Annotated in this window: 17 protein-coding genes; 10 read left to right on the top strand and 7 right to left on the bottom strand. The window is 49.5% G+C overall.

What is annotated here, in order from left to right; genetic code table 11:
• Positions 1-75: 75 nt before the first annotated feature.
• The 6 genes from QMA35_RS01010 to QMA35_RS01035 form a co-directional block, all read right to left on the bottom strand.
• Positions 76-561: a DUF6160 family protein gene (locus QMA35_RS01010; RefSeq protein ID WP_281645256.1), complete on the bottom strand. Its 486-nt coding sequence runs from the start codon at positions 559-561 to the stop codon at positions 76-78.
• 1 nt (position 562) lies between these two features.
• Positions 563-1,153, bottom strand: a complete 591-nt coding sequence (locus tag QMA35_RS01015) for a hypothetical protein (protein ID WP_281645257.1) — start codon at positions 1,151-1,153, stop codon at positions 563-565.
• 2 nt (positions 1,154-1,155) lie between these two features.
• Positions 1,156-2,619 (bottom strand): hypothetical protein, encoded by a 1,464-nt coding sequence (locus tag QMA35_RS01020; RefSeq protein ID WP_281645258.1) that lies wholly within the window; start codon positions 2,617-2,619, stop codon positions 1,156-1,158.
• Positions 2,619-3,698, bottom strand: coding sequence for a hypothetical protein (locus QMA35_RS01025; RefSeq protein ID WP_281645259.1), 1,080 nt, complete (start codon positions 3,696-3,698; stop codon positions 2,619-2,621). The genes QMA35_RS01020 and QMA35_RS01025 overlap by 1 nt, the downstream gene beginning before the upstream one ends.
• 289 nt (positions 3,699-3,987) lie before the next feature.
• Complete coding sequence (rlmM, locus tag QMA35_RS01030; protein ID WP_281645260.1) at positions 3,988-5,061, bottom strand: 23S rRNA (cytidine(2498)-2'-O)-methyltransferase RlmM; 1,074 nt, start codon at positions 5,059-5,061, stop codon at positions 3,988-3,990.
• Between the two features lie 115 nt (positions 5,062-5,176).
• On the bottom strand, positions 5,177-5,836 hold the full coding sequence (locus QMA35_RS01035; protein ID WP_281645261.1) for an alpha/beta family hydrolase: 660 nt from the start codon (positions 5,834-5,836) through the stop codon (positions 5,177-5,179).
• Between the two features lie 581 nt (positions 5,837-6,417).
• Between QMA35_RS01035 and ccoN the strand changes: the two genes are divergently transcribed.
• The 10 genes from ccoN to hemN all read left to right on the top strand — a co-directional run bounded on the left by ccoN (position 6,418) and on the right by hemN (position 16,814).
• Positions 6,418-7,839 (top strand): cytochrome-c oxidase, cbb3-type subunit I, encoded by a 1,422-nt coding sequence (gene ccoN, locus QMA35_RS01040; protein WP_281645262.1) that lies wholly within the window; start codon positions 6,418-6,420, stop codon positions 7,837-7,839.
• A gap of 13 nt (positions 7,840-7,852) precedes the next feature.
• A complete protein-coding gene (ccoO, locus tag QMA35_RS01045) occupies positions 7,853-8,464 on the top strand; it encodes a cytochrome-c oxidase, cbb3-type subunit II (protein ID WP_281645263.1) in 612 nt (203 codons plus the stop codon).
• A complete protein-coding gene (locus QMA35_RS01050; protein ID WP_348650919.1) occupies positions 8,465-8,671 on the top strand; it encodes a cbb3-type cytochrome c oxidase subunit 3 in 207 nt (68 codons plus the stop codon).
• Positions 8,664-9,575 carry a cytochrome-c oxidase, cbb3-type subunit III gene (gene ccoP, locus QMA35_RS01055; protein WP_281645264.1) on the top strand — a complete coding sequence of 304 codons (912 nt, stop codon included), beginning with the start codon at positions 8,664-8,666 and terminating at the stop codon, positions 9,573-9,575. Before QMA35_RS01050 ends, ccoP begins: the two co-directional genes overlap by 8 nt.
• Positions 9,576-9,708: 133 nt before the next feature.
• On the top strand, positions 9,709-11,118 hold the full coding sequence (gene ccoG / locus QMA35_RS01060; protein ID WP_281645265.1) for a cytochrome c oxidase accessory protein CcoG: 1,410 nt from the start codon (positions 9,709-9,711) through the stop codon (positions 11,116-11,118).
• A complete protein-coding gene (locus QMA35_RS01065) occupies positions 11,115-11,663 on the top strand; it encodes a FixH family protein (protein ID WP_281645266.1) in 549 nt (182 codons plus the stop codon). Before ccoG ends, QMA35_RS01065 begins: the two co-directional genes overlap by 4 nt.
• 24 nt (positions 11,664-11,687) lie before the next feature.
• A complete protein-coding gene (locus QMA35_RS01070; protein ID WP_281645267.1) occupies positions 11,688-14,132 on the top strand; it encodes a heavy metal translocating P-type ATPase in 2,445 nt (814 codons plus the stop codon).
• A gap of 3 nt (positions 14,133-14,135) precedes the next feature.
• Positions 14,136-14,306: a cbb3-type cytochrome oxidase assembly protein CcoS gene (ccoS, locus tag QMA35_RS01075; protein ID WP_281645268.1), complete on the top strand. Its 171-nt coding sequence runs from the start codon at positions 14,136-14,138 to the stop codon at positions 14,304-14,306.
• Between the two features lie 25 nt (positions 14,307-14,331).
• Positions 14,332-15,171 carry a sulfite exporter TauE/SafE family protein gene (locus QMA35_RS01080; protein ID WP_281645269.1) on the top strand — a complete coding sequence of 280 codons (840 nt, stop codon included), beginning with the start codon at positions 14,332-14,334 and terminating at the stop codon, positions 15,169-15,171.
• Between the two features lie 257 nt (positions 15,172-15,428).
• Positions 15,429-16,814: an oxygen-independent coproporphyrinogen III oxidase gene (hemN, locus tag QMA35_RS01085; protein WP_281645270.1), complete on the top strand. Its 1,386-nt coding sequence runs from the start codon at positions 15,429-15,431 to the stop codon at positions 16,812-16,814.
• 70 nt (positions 16,815-16,884) lie between these two features.
• Here the strand turns inward: hemN and QMA35_RS01090 are convergent.
• Positions 16,885-18,315, bottom strand: a 1,431-nt coding sequence (locus tag QMA35_RS01090) for an autotransporter outer membrane beta-barrel domain-containing protein (protein ID WP_281645271.1), incomplete at its 5' end; no start/stop codon positions are given.

Consider the following 18,315-nt stretch of genomic DNA (forward strand, 5'->3'; position numbering starts at 1 on the left):
AAAGCCCGGATTTTACCGGGCTTTCTTATGTAAAGTACCGTGGGCTTTGCCTAAATGGCTAGGTATATACGACGTCTACTGAGCACCTATTTCCATTTGTGCTCTGAGACTAGGGTTAAAGATCTGCACCGAGTGCAACGCTGTATTATTGCCAAGGTTGACTCGGCCAACATTGAGCTTTTCTGTTTCGGTCACAGTATCAAGAACCAGAAAGCTGCCATTGTTGACGGCCGCTCCTGACCGTTCGATCACATCAACTTTAGTAATCACGCTCAAGCCTTCAAACCCATTACCAGCATCCACATCTTCAGTATGAATATTCTGAAACTCAATAAATGTGTTCGGATCAGAGTCATTACTCTTCCATCGGATATTGTTCTGAGGCTGGCTTTCTGAACCTTTTGCAAGTGTTGTCTTGTATTCAATAGTCACGCCCGACTGACCACTGGTTTCTCCTAATACACTGTCATCCAAGCTCTTTAGTTCAGAGACAGCATTGAAAGAGGCAGCATTCAAAAAGACAAGCAGTGCGGTCGTCAAAAATATTCTGAGAGTATTCATATCAGTCCACCGGGAAAAGCAAGAGGTTGCCAGTAAAAGTACTGTAACCATTGAAGTTCAGAGACATCAGATCGCGCTGGCTGGCTGGGTTTGGCTCCGGCCCCTGATTCAATGGTTGAGAGGCAATCTTAAGACTCAGGTTTTCATACTCCAATCGCCCTTCGTAATCAGCACTGATAACATCCAGAGAGCGCGCTTCATTTTCGGGAGTATTCGGGTTATCCGCAATCTGGCGTTCTTCAATAGAAAGAACCATCGGATCAGAGTTTGCGTAACTACCAAACGCCAGACTGCCTTGGAAAATATCCAGAATAATCCAGCCGCTCCCCTCATCTTCCTGAATGGCTATACGCGTTCCGCACTCGCCATTATTCGTGGACACAGAGCAATTTCCATCCGGGGCACGCCAAAGTGGGCCGCCATTTTCATTCAGAGAAAAATTTCCCGAGAGCGTAACCCCCTGCGCAGTACTGCCAGACAGCATGTCATCATCCAAGGCTTCAAGTTCTGCCTGAGCCAATCCAGAAAAAAAGCAACTGATAGACAAAAAACAACTAGTAACTGCAATCTTTTTTATTATTTGTTTTTTCATAATTACAGATCGTGTGTTGTGACATCAAGATACTGAATTCTCAAACCCGCCACCTCAGATGCACCAAATGACTGGTGCCCAGAACCTGAAGGCAGCCCTCCACCCGCAGGGCGAACACCACCGTGATCAACATGGCCAATGTAGATATTGGATTTAGGGCTGTTAGCATAAAAGTCTGCGGCCGTTGCTGATGTAACAGGTGCCAGTCGCAGATTGATATGTCCCTCCGGCGTGACAGCAAATTCCAGCGGCTGTATGGTGCCATAGCCCAAACGCAGGTCAAAAAAGATATCGGAAAAATAATAGGTTCTGTTGCCACGATAAACAGGGTTGTTCAGACAGGCCCCCTGAGAAATATCGCAACTGGTTAAGTCAAGGGATTTCACATACAGTTTTAGATCCAGTTCACCATCCAGTGTGCGCTTTCCAGCTCTGGAATTCCCAAACAACCGTAAAGACGTTCCGTAAATATCTACACCGGTGAGGTCATAAGAATGATGATCTACTCTGGTGCCCGTTTGCGTAGCATCGGAAGCAAGGCTGGAAAAGTCTGCAACCTCATAACTGAAACTGATCCCGACATCTGCACCGGATATCCCCCCGCCCAGACGTTGGATGACCCCCTCGATGGATTTCACCTGGGCCTCTCTTCCCGGGGTCTGGGACAGAGTTCTTCTGGCAGGGGTCAAATCTTCAAGCACGCTGCTCAAAGCTGTTCTCTCATCCTGTAAATCATCGCCATACTCTTGATATTCATCCCGAAGTCTGCGACAAGCCCGGCTACCAAACAAACCGCACCCATCGGTAATATCTTCGATATCAATACCAGCGTCTCTGGCACGATCCAGTACATCTTCCCTCAATGCATTCAGTCGAGCAATTTCTGCATTTCTTACAGCCGCCTCTGCTTCCCAGCGAGCCAAATCCGTAGGGTTGATAGCCGCAACAGCGGCGAGGTTATCCTGCAATGCAACGCGTCGTTCGGCTAGCAATCCATCCAAGCCGTTCAGATCAACACTGTTATCATTAAGAACCTCATCAACTGAGCGCTCCTGGTACGTTGGCCAGGCCACCTGCAGCACAGTACTGGTATCGGGTACATTGGCGATATCCGAGCCGGAAAGAATATCCAGCCGCAAAGGGTTCTCAATGCTGCCAAAACCATACCGAACGTCGTCTATACCACGGCGACTGCCTTCACCCTTAAGATAGAGGCGGGTTACACTAATACCCACTTCTACATCACTTCCGGAGGGTGTTTTCTGTTCCACACCGCCGACAGAGAGCGACCCGGTGGAGCCGTCGAAGCTGAAGTCTTCGATCACAAGCCCCACACCTGAACCCTGAGCACTGGAAAGATCATCATCATCCAGCTCCTGCAGTTCAGCCCTGACAAAGCCAGTCAGACAAAGTGCGACCAGGACGAACCAGGCCTTTCTCAAACGAACACTCTGTGAACAACCCATCAGCAACCCACCGTCCCCTGGCCACCACTGTTATAACAGCTGGCCAAGCGTTGAATACCACTGAATACCTGGGTGAAATTCACATTGATAGGCGCCTGCAACTCCCCATCTTCGTTCCGGAATTTGGGCACATTCAAAAAAGCACCCGCTGCCGATGACACAGTATTTGCAGTATTTTCCAAATCCCGCCATTGCACATCCTGATGACCAAAGGCAAGGAACATCCCTCTCGCTGCCCCTTCAATATTATCTGTTGTCAGATCATCTGGGACATCCACATTTCCAACCGGCAGTGAACGATAATTGGTCAGAGGAAAACAAGTACTCAAACCGGCAGCACCGCAATCATTGGAGGTTAATATACCCAGCAAACCACCGATGGCAGCCACCAGAGGATCATCCGTTGCCAGAGATTCCCCATTGGGTATACCAACCCGTGTGGCGCGGACATTACTGGGCACACCATTTTCCAGTACCAGCTCCGCTTCTGCCTCCATATTGGCCCCGGATGAAATCCCCGCTGCCAGATTAATCAAAAAAGGAACATCCTGACCCGTTGCCCGCAAGGCATCACGAATCTCGCCTAATGTGCCGTTAATACCAACAGCAATATTCCCGCTCAGCTGGCTGATATCCCCGGAGAGATAACCTTTCGCTTCACCAAATCCCACCCGCATACCCACAATTTCATCCCCCTGGTAGGCAAACTCAATATAGGGATTACGTATACGGAAAGGCTCAATTTCACCGTTGCCATTATCAGTGATGTAACCAAGGGCCAGATTATCGATATTGAGGTCTGCGCCTTCGACGCCATCACGGGTTCGGGTACCCAGAGAGATCTGATCTGCGTTTAATTGGGTTTTTACGTCGATACCCAAATCCACACGGGTATATCGGGTTTCATTGGCTCCACTGCCAATAGTATCTGTTACCAGATTCACAACCGCCTGACCGGTGACATCACCCAGTTCATCATCATTAAGACTTTGAAGCGCCAATACAGGCAACGAAAAACCTGTGGCAAGAATGGTAATAAGAGAAAGGCAGTGAAATAGTTGTTGTCGTTTGAAGGACATAGCGAACTCTTTCTTATTATATTTATGCTCGCCACTATATCCCACGATTTTGCACATTCACAACAAAAAACACCGAAAAACCATAAACTTAATACCATAGTACAAGAACTATAGTGCCAACAAATATTGCTTTTATTTTTCCAATGACCTATTCGCCGCAATCCCCCGTCAATAGCACCAAGAACTGACATTTACACCAACAACATTCGTCATCAAGGTCAACCGAAAAGGAAGAGTCGCATACCCGAAAATGCACTTCGACAACTAAAGTTCAGCCTCATGTCAGTTATCAAACGGAGATTCCGTGTACAGTGACTTCTTCACGGTCATGAAACAGCTGCTTGCAACGCAATTCCACCTGCACACCCTGCCCGGCACAAATATCCTCAACCATCTGCAAGGCACTCTGCACTGCCTGCCATCTTTGTTTCATCGGTAACTTAAGATTAAAAATTGTTTCCCGACACCAACCGTTAACCAGCCAGCGAGCCATTAATTCTGCAGAACGAGAGGGTTTATCAACAATATCGCAAACCATCCAGTCAACCTGCTTAGGAGGCTGAAAGGTAAAGGCATCTTCTTCCCGGTGATCCACTTGCGCGGTATCCAGAAGTTCCTGCTGCATTGGGCCGTTATCAACGGCTATCACCATCATGGAACGGTTCACTAATTGCCAAGTCCAACCACCAGGGGCTGCACCAAGGTCAACACTTTTCATGCCCGGCGCTAATCGGGTGTCCCTGTCATCGGCAGGAATAAAGGTGTGAAAAGCCTCTTCGAGCTTAAGTGTTGAACGGCTGGGTGCAGCTTTGGGGAACTTCAGTCGGAGAATACCACCCGACCACGGGCTGCTATTACGGGTATCGGTTATTCCCACATACACATTGGTAGAATCCAGAAAGAAGCAGTGCAGTCGTGAAATCTTCTCGTTAGGCTTGGAAGTAAGCTTGTCTGCCTTTCTTAATGACTGCCGCAACGGATTCACAAACTTTTTGCAGAACCCGGAAAGCTCTTTGGCTTCATTGGTATCTGCCGTTTCCAGCACAACATCACCACAGCACGGGAAGTCATGCTCATTGAGAGCTTCAAGAATGGCTGAAACCCGGTCGGTTTGCGAAATATTTTCCAGCATAGGCACTGCCGCACACCACTGGCGGGCAAAGACTAAATCGTCGAAGCGTAGATTGCCCATTAACTTCCAGGCACCATCCGGCTCCTGGGTGATATACACCACATAGCCGCTGTCTTTTTTGGTTTTCACATAACCATAAATGCCAGCAACAGCAGCTTTATCCTGAATCTCCCCTGCCATATCCGATTCAAACCCGGGACGGCAATACAGTAGAAGATGATTACGGGACATAATTGATTCATACAACGGCTAAGAAAACGGCAAACATTCTATGCTCGGACGGTCAGAATCACCAACCCCTTCGTGACTGCCAGTCTCTTCCCAACAAGCAGCTTCTCTTACAACTTCACCTAACTCCCATAATCCAGGACTCAATTTTTTCAGCAGTGGTTGCAAGATGTTGCTCATGGGTTAAACCGGAAGCTTTGCGAGGTTTCAGATCATGATTACCATCCGCGAGCCAGCAAATCTCTATTCGATCAGACAAGTCATAACCCGCAACAGCTTCCTGGTTTCCCATAGCATCACGCTCCCCCTGCAACACCAATACTGGCAGAGAGATGTTCCGCAAATGATCTATGCGAGGCTTTTCTGGTTTACCCGTTGCGTAGAAGGGGTACCCCAAACATACGACACCAGCTACACCTTCAACACCCTCACCTTCAACACCCTCACCTTCGGCTACCACAAGAGTCGCCATTCGGCCGCCCATGGATTTGCCTCCTATATAAAGAGGCACGCTCGAAACCTGCTTTTGAATATCGGTAATTGTTATACGCCAGCTGTCCAGTAGTTTGGGAGCTCTATCAGGTGGACGTTTCTTACCATTAACCCGGCGTTCAACCATATAAGGGAACTCAAAGCGAACAACCGTTACGCCCCGCCCAGAGAGAAGTTGGGCAATATCCTCCATAAAAGAACTGTCCATAGATGCGCCCGCGCCATGGGCCAGAACCAGAACGGCCTTTTCCTGCCCCTTAGCTTTATTCCACAGGTATTCGCTCATACTTTTACATCCTGAAAATTGATGGGGCTCTGGGGGCGCTTTCACGCTATTTATGTTTTTCGGAACCCTTCGCCACCCAAAAGTTCTACAATTTGGCATCTCTCGCGTTGTTGTTTTTCTATTAGCAACCAGGGATTTTACTGGCTCTGTCAGCATCAGAACCTTTGCCGGTTATGAAAGTATAATCTGTGGAGCATCGGCTATGTACCTATCCATAGCAGAAGTGACCAGCGAACAGTACGAATGCGCAGCCCTGCCGGTTGATTAAACGACAGATAATAACCATATTTTCTATCTGGTTATTGCAAAGCACCCTTGCGTACATACACCTAACTTCTGTTATGATTGCGCCGCCAAATGGAGCCGGTGGCGTAGCAATTACCGCATTCGCGCACCGCATACCACTCTAAAAAAAGCAATAAGGTAGTACGCTCCACTACATCATAAGCTGTAGAATGTGTCTGAAAACTGCAAAATTGCCTGTTATATGATCACCTATTGATCTGGGTCATTGTTGGCAGCTTTCGTTTTTTTCATACTCCTCTCGGTTTATACGTACAACCGCAATCGTGGATCGCGACATGAGCAACGCAACGGACACACATTACAATTACAAAGTGGTTCGCCAGTTTGCAGTGATGACGGTGATATGGGGGATTGTCGGCATGACCGTCGGGCTCCTAATCGCCGCCCAGCTGGTCTGGCCAGAACTGAATTTTGAACCCTACCTGACCTTCGGCCGACTCAGACCACTGCATACCAATGCGGTGATTTTTGCGTTTGGCGGATCAGCTCTGTTCGCAACATCTTATTATGTTGTACAGCGGACCTGTCAGGCTCGACTCTTGTCAGACACTCTCGCAGCTTTCACCTTCTGGGGCTGGAATCTGGTGATTGTTCTGGCGGCCATTACCCTGCCTCTGGGTATGACATCCTCCAAAGAGTATGCCGAACTCGAATGGCCTATTGATATCCTGATTGCAGTGGTCTGGGTCACCTACGCCATCGTTTTCTTCGGTACGATAATGAAGCGTAAAACCAGTCACATTTATGTGGCTAACTGGTTCTACGGAGCATTCATCGTAACTGTCGCTGTTCTCCATATAGTTAACAACATGGAAATCCCGGTTACGCTGTTTAAGTCTTACTCGGCTTACTCCGGCGCCATGGATGCCACCATCCAATGGTGGTACGGACACAACGCTGTTGGCTTCTTCCTGACTGCCGGCTTCCTGGGCATCATGTACTACTTCGTCCCCAAACAGGCAGAGCGTCCGGTTTATTCCTACCGCCTGTCTATCGTGCACTTCTGGGCGCTGGTAGCTATCTACATCTGGGCTGGCCCACACCACCTGCACTACACCGCTCTGCCTGATTGGGCACAGAGCCTTGGTATGGTTATGTCCCTGATCCTGCTGGCACCTTCCTGGGGCGGTATGATCAACGGTGTCATGACTCTCTCCGGCGCATGGCACAAACTGCGTACTGATCCAATCCTGCGCTTCCTGGTGGTATCCCTGTCCTTCTACGGCATGTCTACCTTTGAAGGTCCGATGATGGCCATCAAGACTGTTAACGCCCTGTCTCACTACACAGACTGGACCATCGGTCACGTACACTCCGGTGCTCTGGGCTGGGTTGCCATGGTTTCTATCGGTGCTCTCTACCACCTGATTCCAAAAGTGTTTGGTCGCGACGGCATGTACAGCACAAGCCTGATCAATACTCACTTCTGGCTGGCGACAATTGGCACCGTATTATACATCGTTGCCCTGTGGGTGAACGGCATCACACAAGGTTTGATGTGGCAGGCTGTTAACGTAGATGGCACCTTGCAGTACAGCTTTATTGAATCAGTAGAAGCCAGTATGCCTGGTTATGTTGTTCGCCTTATTGGTGGTGGATTCTTTGTGATCGGCATGTTCGTCATGCTTTATAACGTCTGGCAGACAATTCGCGCATCCGAGCCCGAAAAGTCTGAAGCAGCTGCGGCCATGGCGTAAGGGGAATAAGGACATGCTCAAGCACGAAATTATTGAAAAAAACATTGGTCTGATGGTTATTGGCGTCATTTTCGCCATCAGCTTCGGCGGCCTCGTGGAAATTGTTCCTCTGTTCAACCTGAAGGAAACCACTGAGCCCGTTGAAGGCCTCAAGCCATACACTGCCTTACAATTGGAAGGTCGTGACGTTTACATCAAAGAGGGCTGCGTAGGCTGTCACTCCCAGATGATTCGTCCACTGCGGGCTGAGGTAGAACGTTACGGTCACTACTCTGTCGCTGGTGAGTCGGTCTACGACTATCCATTCCTGTGGGGTTCCAAACGTACCGGTCCTGATCTGGCTCGTGTTGGCGAACGTTACTCTGACGAGTGGCATCGCGCCCACCTGTACAATCCCCGTGACGTGGTGCCAGCTTCTATCATGCCGGCCTACCCACACCTGAATGAAAACCTGATTGACAGTGCTGTTACACCTAAGAAGCTGGAAGCCCTGAAAACTCTGGGTGTTCCTTATACCGACGAAGATATCGCCGGTGCTTCTGAGGCTGTGCAGGGTAAGACTGAAATGGATGCTCTGGTTGCTTACCTGCAAAACCTCGGCACCGTTATTACCCAGAAGCGTTAAGTGGGGGAAAGTGCAATGGATATCGACATTAATACCCTGCGAGGCCTGGCAACAGTGTTCTGCTTGGTGGCCTTTATCGCAGTTGTACTCTGGGCTTACAGCGACCGTAAGCATAAGGATTTTGAAGAAGCTGCCAATCTGCCCTTTCAGGATGAAGGGCTAACGGGCAGCACACACAAGAATAAGAAGGAGGCTCCACATGTCTGATTTCTGGAGCGCATGGGTTCTGGTCCTGACTCTGGGATGCCTGGCATTTATCAGTTTCGTGCTGTTTTCCACTTGGAAAGTTCAGCGTAAAAAGGCCACTGAAGAAACTGTCGGCCATGAATTTGATGGTATCACTGAATATGACAACCCCATGCCTATGTGGTGGATTGGCCTGTTCCTGGGAACCATGATTTTCAGTGCTGTTTACCTGGTACTCTACCCAGGTATCTGGCCTGGCAAGTTTGATGGCATCCTTGGCTGGACCTCTCGGGGTGAGCTGAAAGCCGATCAGGAAAAACATGCACGTCAATACCAGCCACTGTTTGATCAGTACGCAGCCAAAAGTATTGAAGAACTGCAGAGCAACCCCAAGGCACTGTCTATGGGTAAGCGTATCTTCCTGAATAACTGTGCCCTGTGCCACGGTAGCGATGCTGGCGGTACTTTTGGTTTTCCTCAGCTGAACGACCACGATTGGTTGTGGGGTGGTTCTGCTGCAGACATTGAAGCCACGGTACTGAATGGCCGTAACGGCCAGATGCCCGCCTGGGGACCGGTTCTTGGTGAAAAGGGTGTTCGCAATGTTGCGTCTTATGTACGTGACCTGAGCGGCCTCACGGTCAACGCCAGCGAAGAAGATCTGGCAGCCGGTAAAGCCGCTTACGCGACTACCTGTGCTGTGTGTCACGGTGCCGATGCCAGCGGTAACAAGCTGTTTGGCGCACCAAATCTAACCGATAATATCTGGCTCTATGGTAACAGCCAGACTCAGGTGGAATACACTATCCGTAAGGGACGTAACGGTGTAATGCCGGCCTGGAAAGATATTCTCGGCCCACAGAAGGTTCACCTCGTTTCTGCCTATGTTTACAGCCTGTCCGATAAAGACAAGGCAACACAGTAAACTGCATAACAGCAGGCAACTTAGCTAGTTGCCTGCTTATCTTTTTAAGTCCAAGAACAACTCTCCCCAGCCTTACAACAAATAAAACCAAGAAGCGTCGAGAGCCTGAAGAATAACGGTTGAGGAATGCCCCGTGATCAAGCCTGAAAACCAGCAGAATGAACCGGAAATAATAGAAACAATTAACCTTTATGAACGCAGGGAAAAGATTTACACCCGCGCCTTTGAAGGTTTCTACCGGAATCTGCGTAACTACGGCGGCGCACTCCTGTTTCTTCTTTATTTCGGTACAGTCTGGTTCACATGGGGCGACCGTCAGGCCATACTCTGGGATCTGGGCACCCGCCAATTTCATATTTTCAGCGAAACTTTTCTGCCTCAAGACTTCATCCTTCTATCCTGGATGCTGATTATCTGCGCCTTTGGCCTGTTCTTCATCACGGTACTGGCAGGCCGGGTTTGGTGTGGTTACACCTGCCCGCAAAGTGTTTTTACCTGGGTATTTATGTGGGTTGAGAAAGTCACCGAAGGTGATCGCAACAAACGCATGCGCCTCGACAAAGCCCCAATGAGTACCGAAAAGTTTGCCCGAAAATTTGCCAAGCACCTGCTCTGGCTGCTGATTTCTCTGGCCGTCGGTATTACTTTTGTTGGTTATTTCACCCCAATTCGCGCGCTGATTGGCGATCTGCTGACCATAGAAGCATCGGCATGGGCCGTGTTCTGGATTGGCTTCTTCACTCTTGCCACTTACGGTAATGCTGGCTGGCTGCGTGAGCAGGTGTGCATTTATATGTGCCCTTACGCCCGCTTCCAGAGCGTCATGTATGACAAAGACACTCTGACTGTTCACTACGATGCCACTCGCGGTGAAAGCCGTGGCCCCCGCAAACGCAATGCCGACCCGAAAGAACTGGGTATTGGTGATTGCATCGACTGCAACCTGTGCGTACATGTTTGCCCCACTGGCATTGATATCCGTGACGGTCTGCAATACGAGTGCATCAGCTGCGGAGCCTGTGTCGATGCCTGTAACGGCATTATGGACAAGATGGGCTACGATCGTGAGCTGATCACCTATACCAGTGAAAGCGCCATTGAAGGCAACAAAACTCACTTGTTCCGCCCACGTCTGATTGGCTACTTCATCGCCCTGTGTCTGATTACCGGCTTGTTTATTGTTACCCTGACCCAACGCACGGTGCTGGAATTTGAAGCTCTGCGAGATCGTCAAAGCCTGTACAGCACCAACACTGCGGGCCAGATTGAAAACATCTACACACTCAAACTGGTTAACAAATCTCAGCAGCCGCAAACACTGAATATCAGTGTGTCTGGCCTGAAAGGTGTTATTATCCGCGGCGATACCCGTATCACACTGGACCCGGGTTCTGTAGCAAGCCTTCCTGTGCGACTGACCGTTCCACCTGAAGTATTAACCGGAACCAACACCACTATTGAGTTCCATGCGAACAGTGACAGTGCAGACGGTCCAGCGACTTCCGCAGAGAGCCGTTTCCTGTCCCCAAGGACAACGCCATGACGCCAAATGCAGAAAAAGAGCCATTTACATACTGGTACCAGGAACCATGGGCTTGGTACATTGTTGGTGTAATTCTTGTCACTATTACCTGGGGCACATTCCAGGTCATAGTTTCATTTAAAAATGCTGACGAGGTTGTGGTTGATGACTATTACAAGGTGGGTAAGGCCATCAACCAGGATCTGAGTCGTGATCGCCGGGCCCATGAGCAAAATATCGCGGCCAACATCAACTTCGATGAAGCGTCTGGCTCTTTAAACGTGGCGATGTCCGGCTCCCTTGACAGCTGGCCCCAGCAGTTGCGCCTTCGCCTTCTACCTGCGGCCAAAGGCGTGGAAAAACAGGTTATTGCCCTGCTGCAAACACCCGCTCAAAACACCCTTTATAAAGGTCAATCTCAGGGGATTCCAGCAGGTCGTTACTACGTGCACCTGGAAACCCTTGACGAAATCACTCCGGAAAAAGGCTACCTGAGCGGCTGGCGCTTAAACCGTGAAATCTGGATCGAAGAAAATATGCCTGTTGAATTGGCCGCTTACGAGTAGGCATGCCCCTGGATGTGAATATACATGAGTGAAAAAAGTTGTTTTCACTGCCATCTGCCAATCAATGGACCTGTTCAATTTACAGCGCTTATTGATGGTGAAGACCGCCCCATGTGTTGCCCCGGATGTCAGGCTGTTGCGACAGCCATAGTATCCGGCGGGCTTGATAACTATTACCGCTACCGTTCTGAACCTGCGCAGCAAGCCGACTTAAGCCAAGCCTTAAAAGCGGAATATAAACTCTATGACCGGGAAGATCTTCAGCAGAGCTTTATTCGCAGCCTTCCCTCGAGCCGTTCTTCACACAGCCCTCAGCAAAAGTATGAAGCACGGTTGCTGATAGAAGGTATCACTTGCTCTGCTTGTGTCTGGCTTCTTGAACACCATATTTCGTCTATAAAAGGGGTCGAATCCGTCACTGTAAATCTCAGCCAGCATACGGCAACAGTGACCTTCATTTCAGACACTGTAAAAATCAGCGAAATCATGCTGGCGGTTCTTGCGGTTGGCTACCGGGCTCACCCTTGGCGCCAGGAGCAGCAAGATGCTCTGCTGGAAAAAGAACATAAACAATTTATCCGACGTCTTGCTGTTGCCAGCATTGGCACCATGCAAGTCATGATGTATGCCATTGCTATGTATGCTGGCGGGTCACAGGGTATGGAATCAGAGTTTCGCACATTGATGCGCTGGGTCAGCGCCCTGATTGCGACGCCTGTTGTATTTTATTCTGCCCGCCCGTTCTTTTCCGCAGCCTGGCGAGATATTAAGAATCGCCACCCTGGCATGGATGTTCCTGTATCCATTGCCATTGGCGGCGCATATCTGGCCAGCCTCTGGGGAACCATACAAGGTACCGGTGAAGTGTATTTTGACTCTGTCAGTATGTTTACCCTGTTCTTGTTGAGTGGTCGTTTTCTGGAAATGCGGGCACGCCATCACACTAATCAAACGTCACGCAGCCTGCATTTACTCCTTCCTGAAAGCTGCTTACGGGTTAATAAAGATGGCAACACGGAACGGGTCAGCCCCTCCGATCTACAGGTTGGCGACAACATTCGTATTCTTACCGGCGAAAATATTCCTGCTGATGGCACCATTCTCAACGGTCAAAGCTCAATCAATGAATCTGCGTTAACGGGTGAATATCTACCAGTAGCCAAACATATAGGTGATCAGGTTACTGCCGGAACGATCAATACCGAAAACGCTATTGAAGTAGAAGTCACCCATGTTGGGCAAAACACCCGCTTGTCCGCTATTGCTCGCTTACTGGAACAAGCTCAGGGGGATAAACCCACCATCGCCCGACAAGCTGATCGTGTGGCAGGTTGGTTTGTCTGCACAGTATTGATTGCATCTGTTGGGGTTTACTTTTACTGGCTCCAGCACGAGCCAGATGATGCGTTCTGGATTGTTCTTTCTGTACTCGTGGCAACCTGCCCCTGCGCGCTTTCCCTGGCAACCCCTGCGGCTCTGACAGCTGTGACCGGATTCCTCCAATCCAAAGGCATGCTTATCAGCCACAGTCGTGTTTTGGAAGGTTTGCCACAGATTACACACGTCATTTTCGACAAAACTGGCACTTTGACTCAAGGAGACCTTAGCCTCACAAGTGTAAAAATCCTCAACAAAACCTACAGCAGAAGTGAATTACTGGATGTAGCCGCGGCTCTGGAAAGTCATTCCGAACACCCTATTGCCCATGCCTTCCCCGCTTCAACCACCCCAGTGAAGGATGTTGAAAATATTACCGCACAAGGTCTTCAAGGCAGAATTGCTGGTCATACCTGGCGTATAGGTAAACCCTCTTTTGTCAGCCCTGGCATGGAGGCCAGCCCGCCAGACAATCATCTCACCTGGCTGCTGTTAAGCTGCGACAAAATGCCACTGGCCTGGTTTGGCCTTGATGATACTCTGCGCCCCGAGGCAAAACAGATTATCAGCGAACTGACAACAAAAGGCCTGCAAGTCGGGCTGCTGAGTGGTGACAATCAGGGTGTTGTTAACCGTGTTGGTAAAGAACTTGGCATCGAAAGCTGCCATGCTCAGGCGACACCAGACGACAAACTTGGTTACGTGCAACAACTTCAAGCGCAGGGCAATCGCGTTTTGATGATTGGAGACGGCGTGAATGATATTCCAGTTTTGGCGGCAGCAGATCTGTCGGTTGCCATGAACACCGCTTCTGATCTGGCTCGTACCCATGCCGATGCCCTGTTGTTGTCTGGAGACCTGAATCAGTTGCTGACCAGTATCGACAAGGCCTGCGACACACGTCGAATCATTCGGGAAAACATGACCTGGGCTCTGGGGTACAACCTGCTGGTACTACCTTTAGCAGCGTCTGGCTGGCTGGCGCCCTGGATGGCTGCTATTGGGATGTCTGCAAGCTCGCTGGTTGTAGTTGGCAATGCACTGCGGCTTTCAAAACCACCAAAACAAGATCGCGCAACACACGGAGAATAATCAATGGACAGCCTCTACATTCTTATTCCCATTGCCGTGGTTTTTGTCGCTGTGGCAGTTTCCGTCTTCTTTTGGGCTGTGGATAACAACCAGTTTGATGACCTTGAAGGCCCGGCCCACAGCATTCTGTTCGATGAACCAGAAACCAAACAAAATAAAGATAAGCAGCCTTAGGTTAAAAATATATCCAGGAGTAGTAATGACTGACCAACTGAGCCTGACAGCAGCTTTCCTGCTGGGTCTTCTGGGGGGCGGGCACTGCATTGGCATGTGTGGGGGTATCATGTCGGCACTGAGTATAGGCAGCAGCGCACCTCCCCGATCGTTAAAAAGTTTTAATATTCTGCTGGGATACAACCTGGGCCGCATTTTCAGCTACACAGTTATTGGTTTCCTGATGGGTTGGCTGGGTTGGTTCATTGGTGGCTTCAGCAAAGAAACCAGTATTGCCCTGCGAGTGTTTGCGGGAATCATGCTGGTTGGTATGGGGTTGTATCTTGCGGGCTGGTGGATGGGCATTACTATACTGGAAAAAGCTGGTCACAAACTCTGGCGTCGTATTCAACCAACAGCATCTGCCATGCTACCTGTAAACAGCCCTGTAAAAGCCATTGGTGTTGGTGCACTCTGGGGGTGGTTACCCTGCGGTCTGGTATACAGCACGCTCATCTGGGCAGCTGCCAGTAGCAACGCCATTGAGTCTGCTTCGCTTATGCTGGCTTTTGGGTTGGGAACACTTCCCGTATTGCTTCTGACCGGATTTCTTGCTGAACAGATACGCAACCTTCTGCAGAATAAGTACTTTCGTTCAGCAGCAGGCACTCTGGTTATTCTGTTTGGCCTTTGGACGATACCCGGCCCTCATCAGATGTGGGTTATGATGAAACTGGATTTCAGTGATCAACCTCATCAGATGCATGGCAACATGCACAACGATAAGGGTCACAGCAGCATGGATCATAACAACATGAATCATTCACAAATGAGCCATAAACAAACAACACCTCCATCAGTAGATCACTCAAAGATGGAGCATTGACCACAATGTCTTTTACTGCATCCTTCTGTAGAATTTGCAGAAGGATGCCCCTGCCCGCTGTTTGACCACACCCCCACTCAACTTTTTGTCACTCAGCAAAACGAGCTGAGAGTAAAAGTTGTTCTCTATTGATACACATCAAGGCACTAGAACCAGCAAACTATAAACTGTCAATCAGTATTTAGTGCAGGCAATCGTATTCAATTTGCCATTTTGCGAAAAAAATAATATTGCACCTTCGATTGCAGGAAACATAGATGAACAACTCACTGATCTGGGACTCCAGTTTATTAAAGCGATATGATCGCCCGGGACCTCGTTACACCTCATACCCGACAGCGGTGCAATTCACCAGTGAGTTCGAAACAGATACCTTTATTCAGGCAGAACAAGACAGCGGACACCAGAGAAAACCCATCTCTCTGTATTTCCATATTCCGTTCTGCGATACGGTCTGTTATTACTGTGGTTGCAACAAGATCGTTACCAAACGTCGTGAACAGGCTCAGCCCTATCTGGATCTGATGTGCCAGGAAATGGCTATGCACGCCAAAAATCTTGGTTACAAAGCAACGGTTGAACAGTTGCATCTGGGGGGAGGAACCCCCACATTCCTTAGTCAGGAACAGCTAACCCAGCTAATGGAAACTGCAAACAAATATTTCCATTTGGATTTCAGTGAATTTTCCGACTACTCCATTGAAATCGACCCCCGTGAAGCCGACTGGGGCATGATGGGATTGCTTCGGAATCTTGGCTTTAACCGCATAAGCCTCGGCGTACAGGACTTCGATCCCGCCGTACAAAAAGCCGTTAACCGCATTCAGCCAAGAGCCGTGACCGAAAGCGTGATCGACGCTGCCCGGGCTATGGATTTCGACTCAATCAATGTTGATTTGATTTACGGACTGCCCCTACAAAGCTGTGACAGCTTTCTCAAGACTGTTGACCGAGTCATTGAGATCGCACCAGAAAGACTATCTGTTTTTAACTACGCTCATTTGCCTCACCGGTTTATGCCCCAGCGTCGTATACGCAGTGAAGATCTTCCTTCCCCGGAAGAAAAGCTGCGCATCATGGAAGCAACCACACAACGATTGACTGAAGCCGGATATGTTTACATTGGCATGGATCACTTCGCCTTACCCGACGATGACCTGGCTGCTGCTCAGGAAGATGGTGTCCTGCATCGTAACTTCCAAGGGTATACTACTCATGGTCACTGTGATCTGATCGGTATTGGCGTGTCTTCTATCAGTCAGGTTGGCAACACCTATGCCCAGAACTTCACTGATATGGCCAGTTACAGTGAAGCTATTAATGCAGGCCGCCTTGCTGTCAACAAAGGGCTAAAAAGCTCTGCCGAAGATCAGTTGCGCTCCCATATTATTCGTCGTTTGCTGTGTGATTTCGAATTGAACTTCCACGATGTGGAGTCTGAGTTTGGCATCAATTTCACCAAGCACTTCAAACCAGAACTGGAAGCATTATCCGTGATGGCAAAAGACGAACTACTGGTTCTGGATAACGAGTCCATCAGTGTTCTGCCTCGTGGCCGTTTACTGATTCGCAATATCTGCATGACTTTTGACCGGTATATGGCAGCCGCGCAGGAACAACAGAAGTTCTCTCGGGTTATTTAACCTTTCTGTTTTTTTCAGATAGAAAAAGGGCTACCATTGCAGCCCTCTTTTATCTTACAGTCCTGATTTATCAGAACTTCTTCTCAAAGGTCAGTGACGCACCATAAGTGTGACTCTCACGTCCGCGGGTTCCCTCAAGATCAAACGACAGACTTCTATAATCGCTGAACTGTGAATTCACGCCCAACGTGTACCACTGTAATTTGCGATCACGCTGCTCACGCTTCTCAGTCACACTATTACCACTCTCAACATGAGTCATCGTTGTTTTATTGTCTGCGAAGTGGTTCATCTGAACACCGACACCGCCGTGAATGCTGGTCAGGTACTGGGAGTCAGATACCTGATAATCCATCATCAAACCATAACGGTCGATACGGCCATGACGGCTGCCACCTTTTACCTTCACCTTATCTGTGTGCTGACTCTTCAGATCAAAGCCAGATTGACGGCTATCGATGTACATAAACTCAGCGATTGGTGTCAGGGTCAGCCCCGGTACAAGTTCATCAAGATGAATGTCGTAGCCGGTGCCAATCCAGGCTGCCCAGTCGTTCATGGTGAAGTTACCCTTATAACTGTCACCACTGATCTTATCTTTGCCTTTCGCCCTCACATCGTGATGACCAGCAGTCAGAGCACCGTCGATATGGAAGTTGTCACGCTTCCAGGAGAAGAATGGGCCAACCCGCAAACTGGTCATATCGGTGCTGCCACCCTTACCCTTCGGGGAAGTTTTGTTATTCTCAGCGGAGAACATCACACCCACCAGAAGCTCGGTATCCAAAGCTTTGAACGCTCCGATGTCGAAACCATAACCACTGTTGCTGTACCCAGGCAGGCCAGAACTCATCTTGGCTGAGCCACGGTGACCGTAGGTTCGCACATAGCTGTAAACACCACCGGGCTGCAGAGAGTCCTTCAAACCACCTTTGACTAAGGCTTCAACTGCACCGGCATCAACACGCTCAATGGCAGAATCAGCACTTTTTGCACGCCCCTTACGGAAATCTGAGATAACCCTATGATGCCCGGCGAACATCTGCATGGCTGCGTTACTAGACGCTTCAGCAGCAGTAGCAGGCAGAGCCGCTACCAGAGCGCTGTCAAAGGCTGGCTTATTAACAACTGGCGCTACTGGCTGAGGTTGCGTCTGAGGCTTTGCGTCATTGCCAGCAACCTGAGTAACTTCAGACCGTCCGCTGTCGCCACTTGTTACCTGCCCCTGCAATGAACCCGTCCCGTCATCATCATGGCTGGCATAATGGTTATTGCTGTCACCCTGAGGAGGAATCTCAGGAGACGGAGAAGAGCCACCCTCTTTTGATCCAGAGTTTCCTTCCACGGTATTGTCGGTAGAGCTCTCACGGCGCCTGTTCAGCCTGCCAACACCTTCGCCGCTGTCATCATCGTGAGAAGCTAGCTTCTGCGCATCCTGCTCTTCCTGCTTCTTCAGTTCGCGGCGAGCTTCGTCTTTCATGGCTGCCCAGCGATTCTGGTC

The sequence above is a fragment of the Parendozoicomonas sp. Alg238-R29 genome (assembly GCF_947331445.1).
Taxonomy (GTDB): Bacteria; Pseudomonadota; Gammaproteobacteria; order Pseudomonadales; family Endozoicomonadaceae; genus Sansalvadorimonas.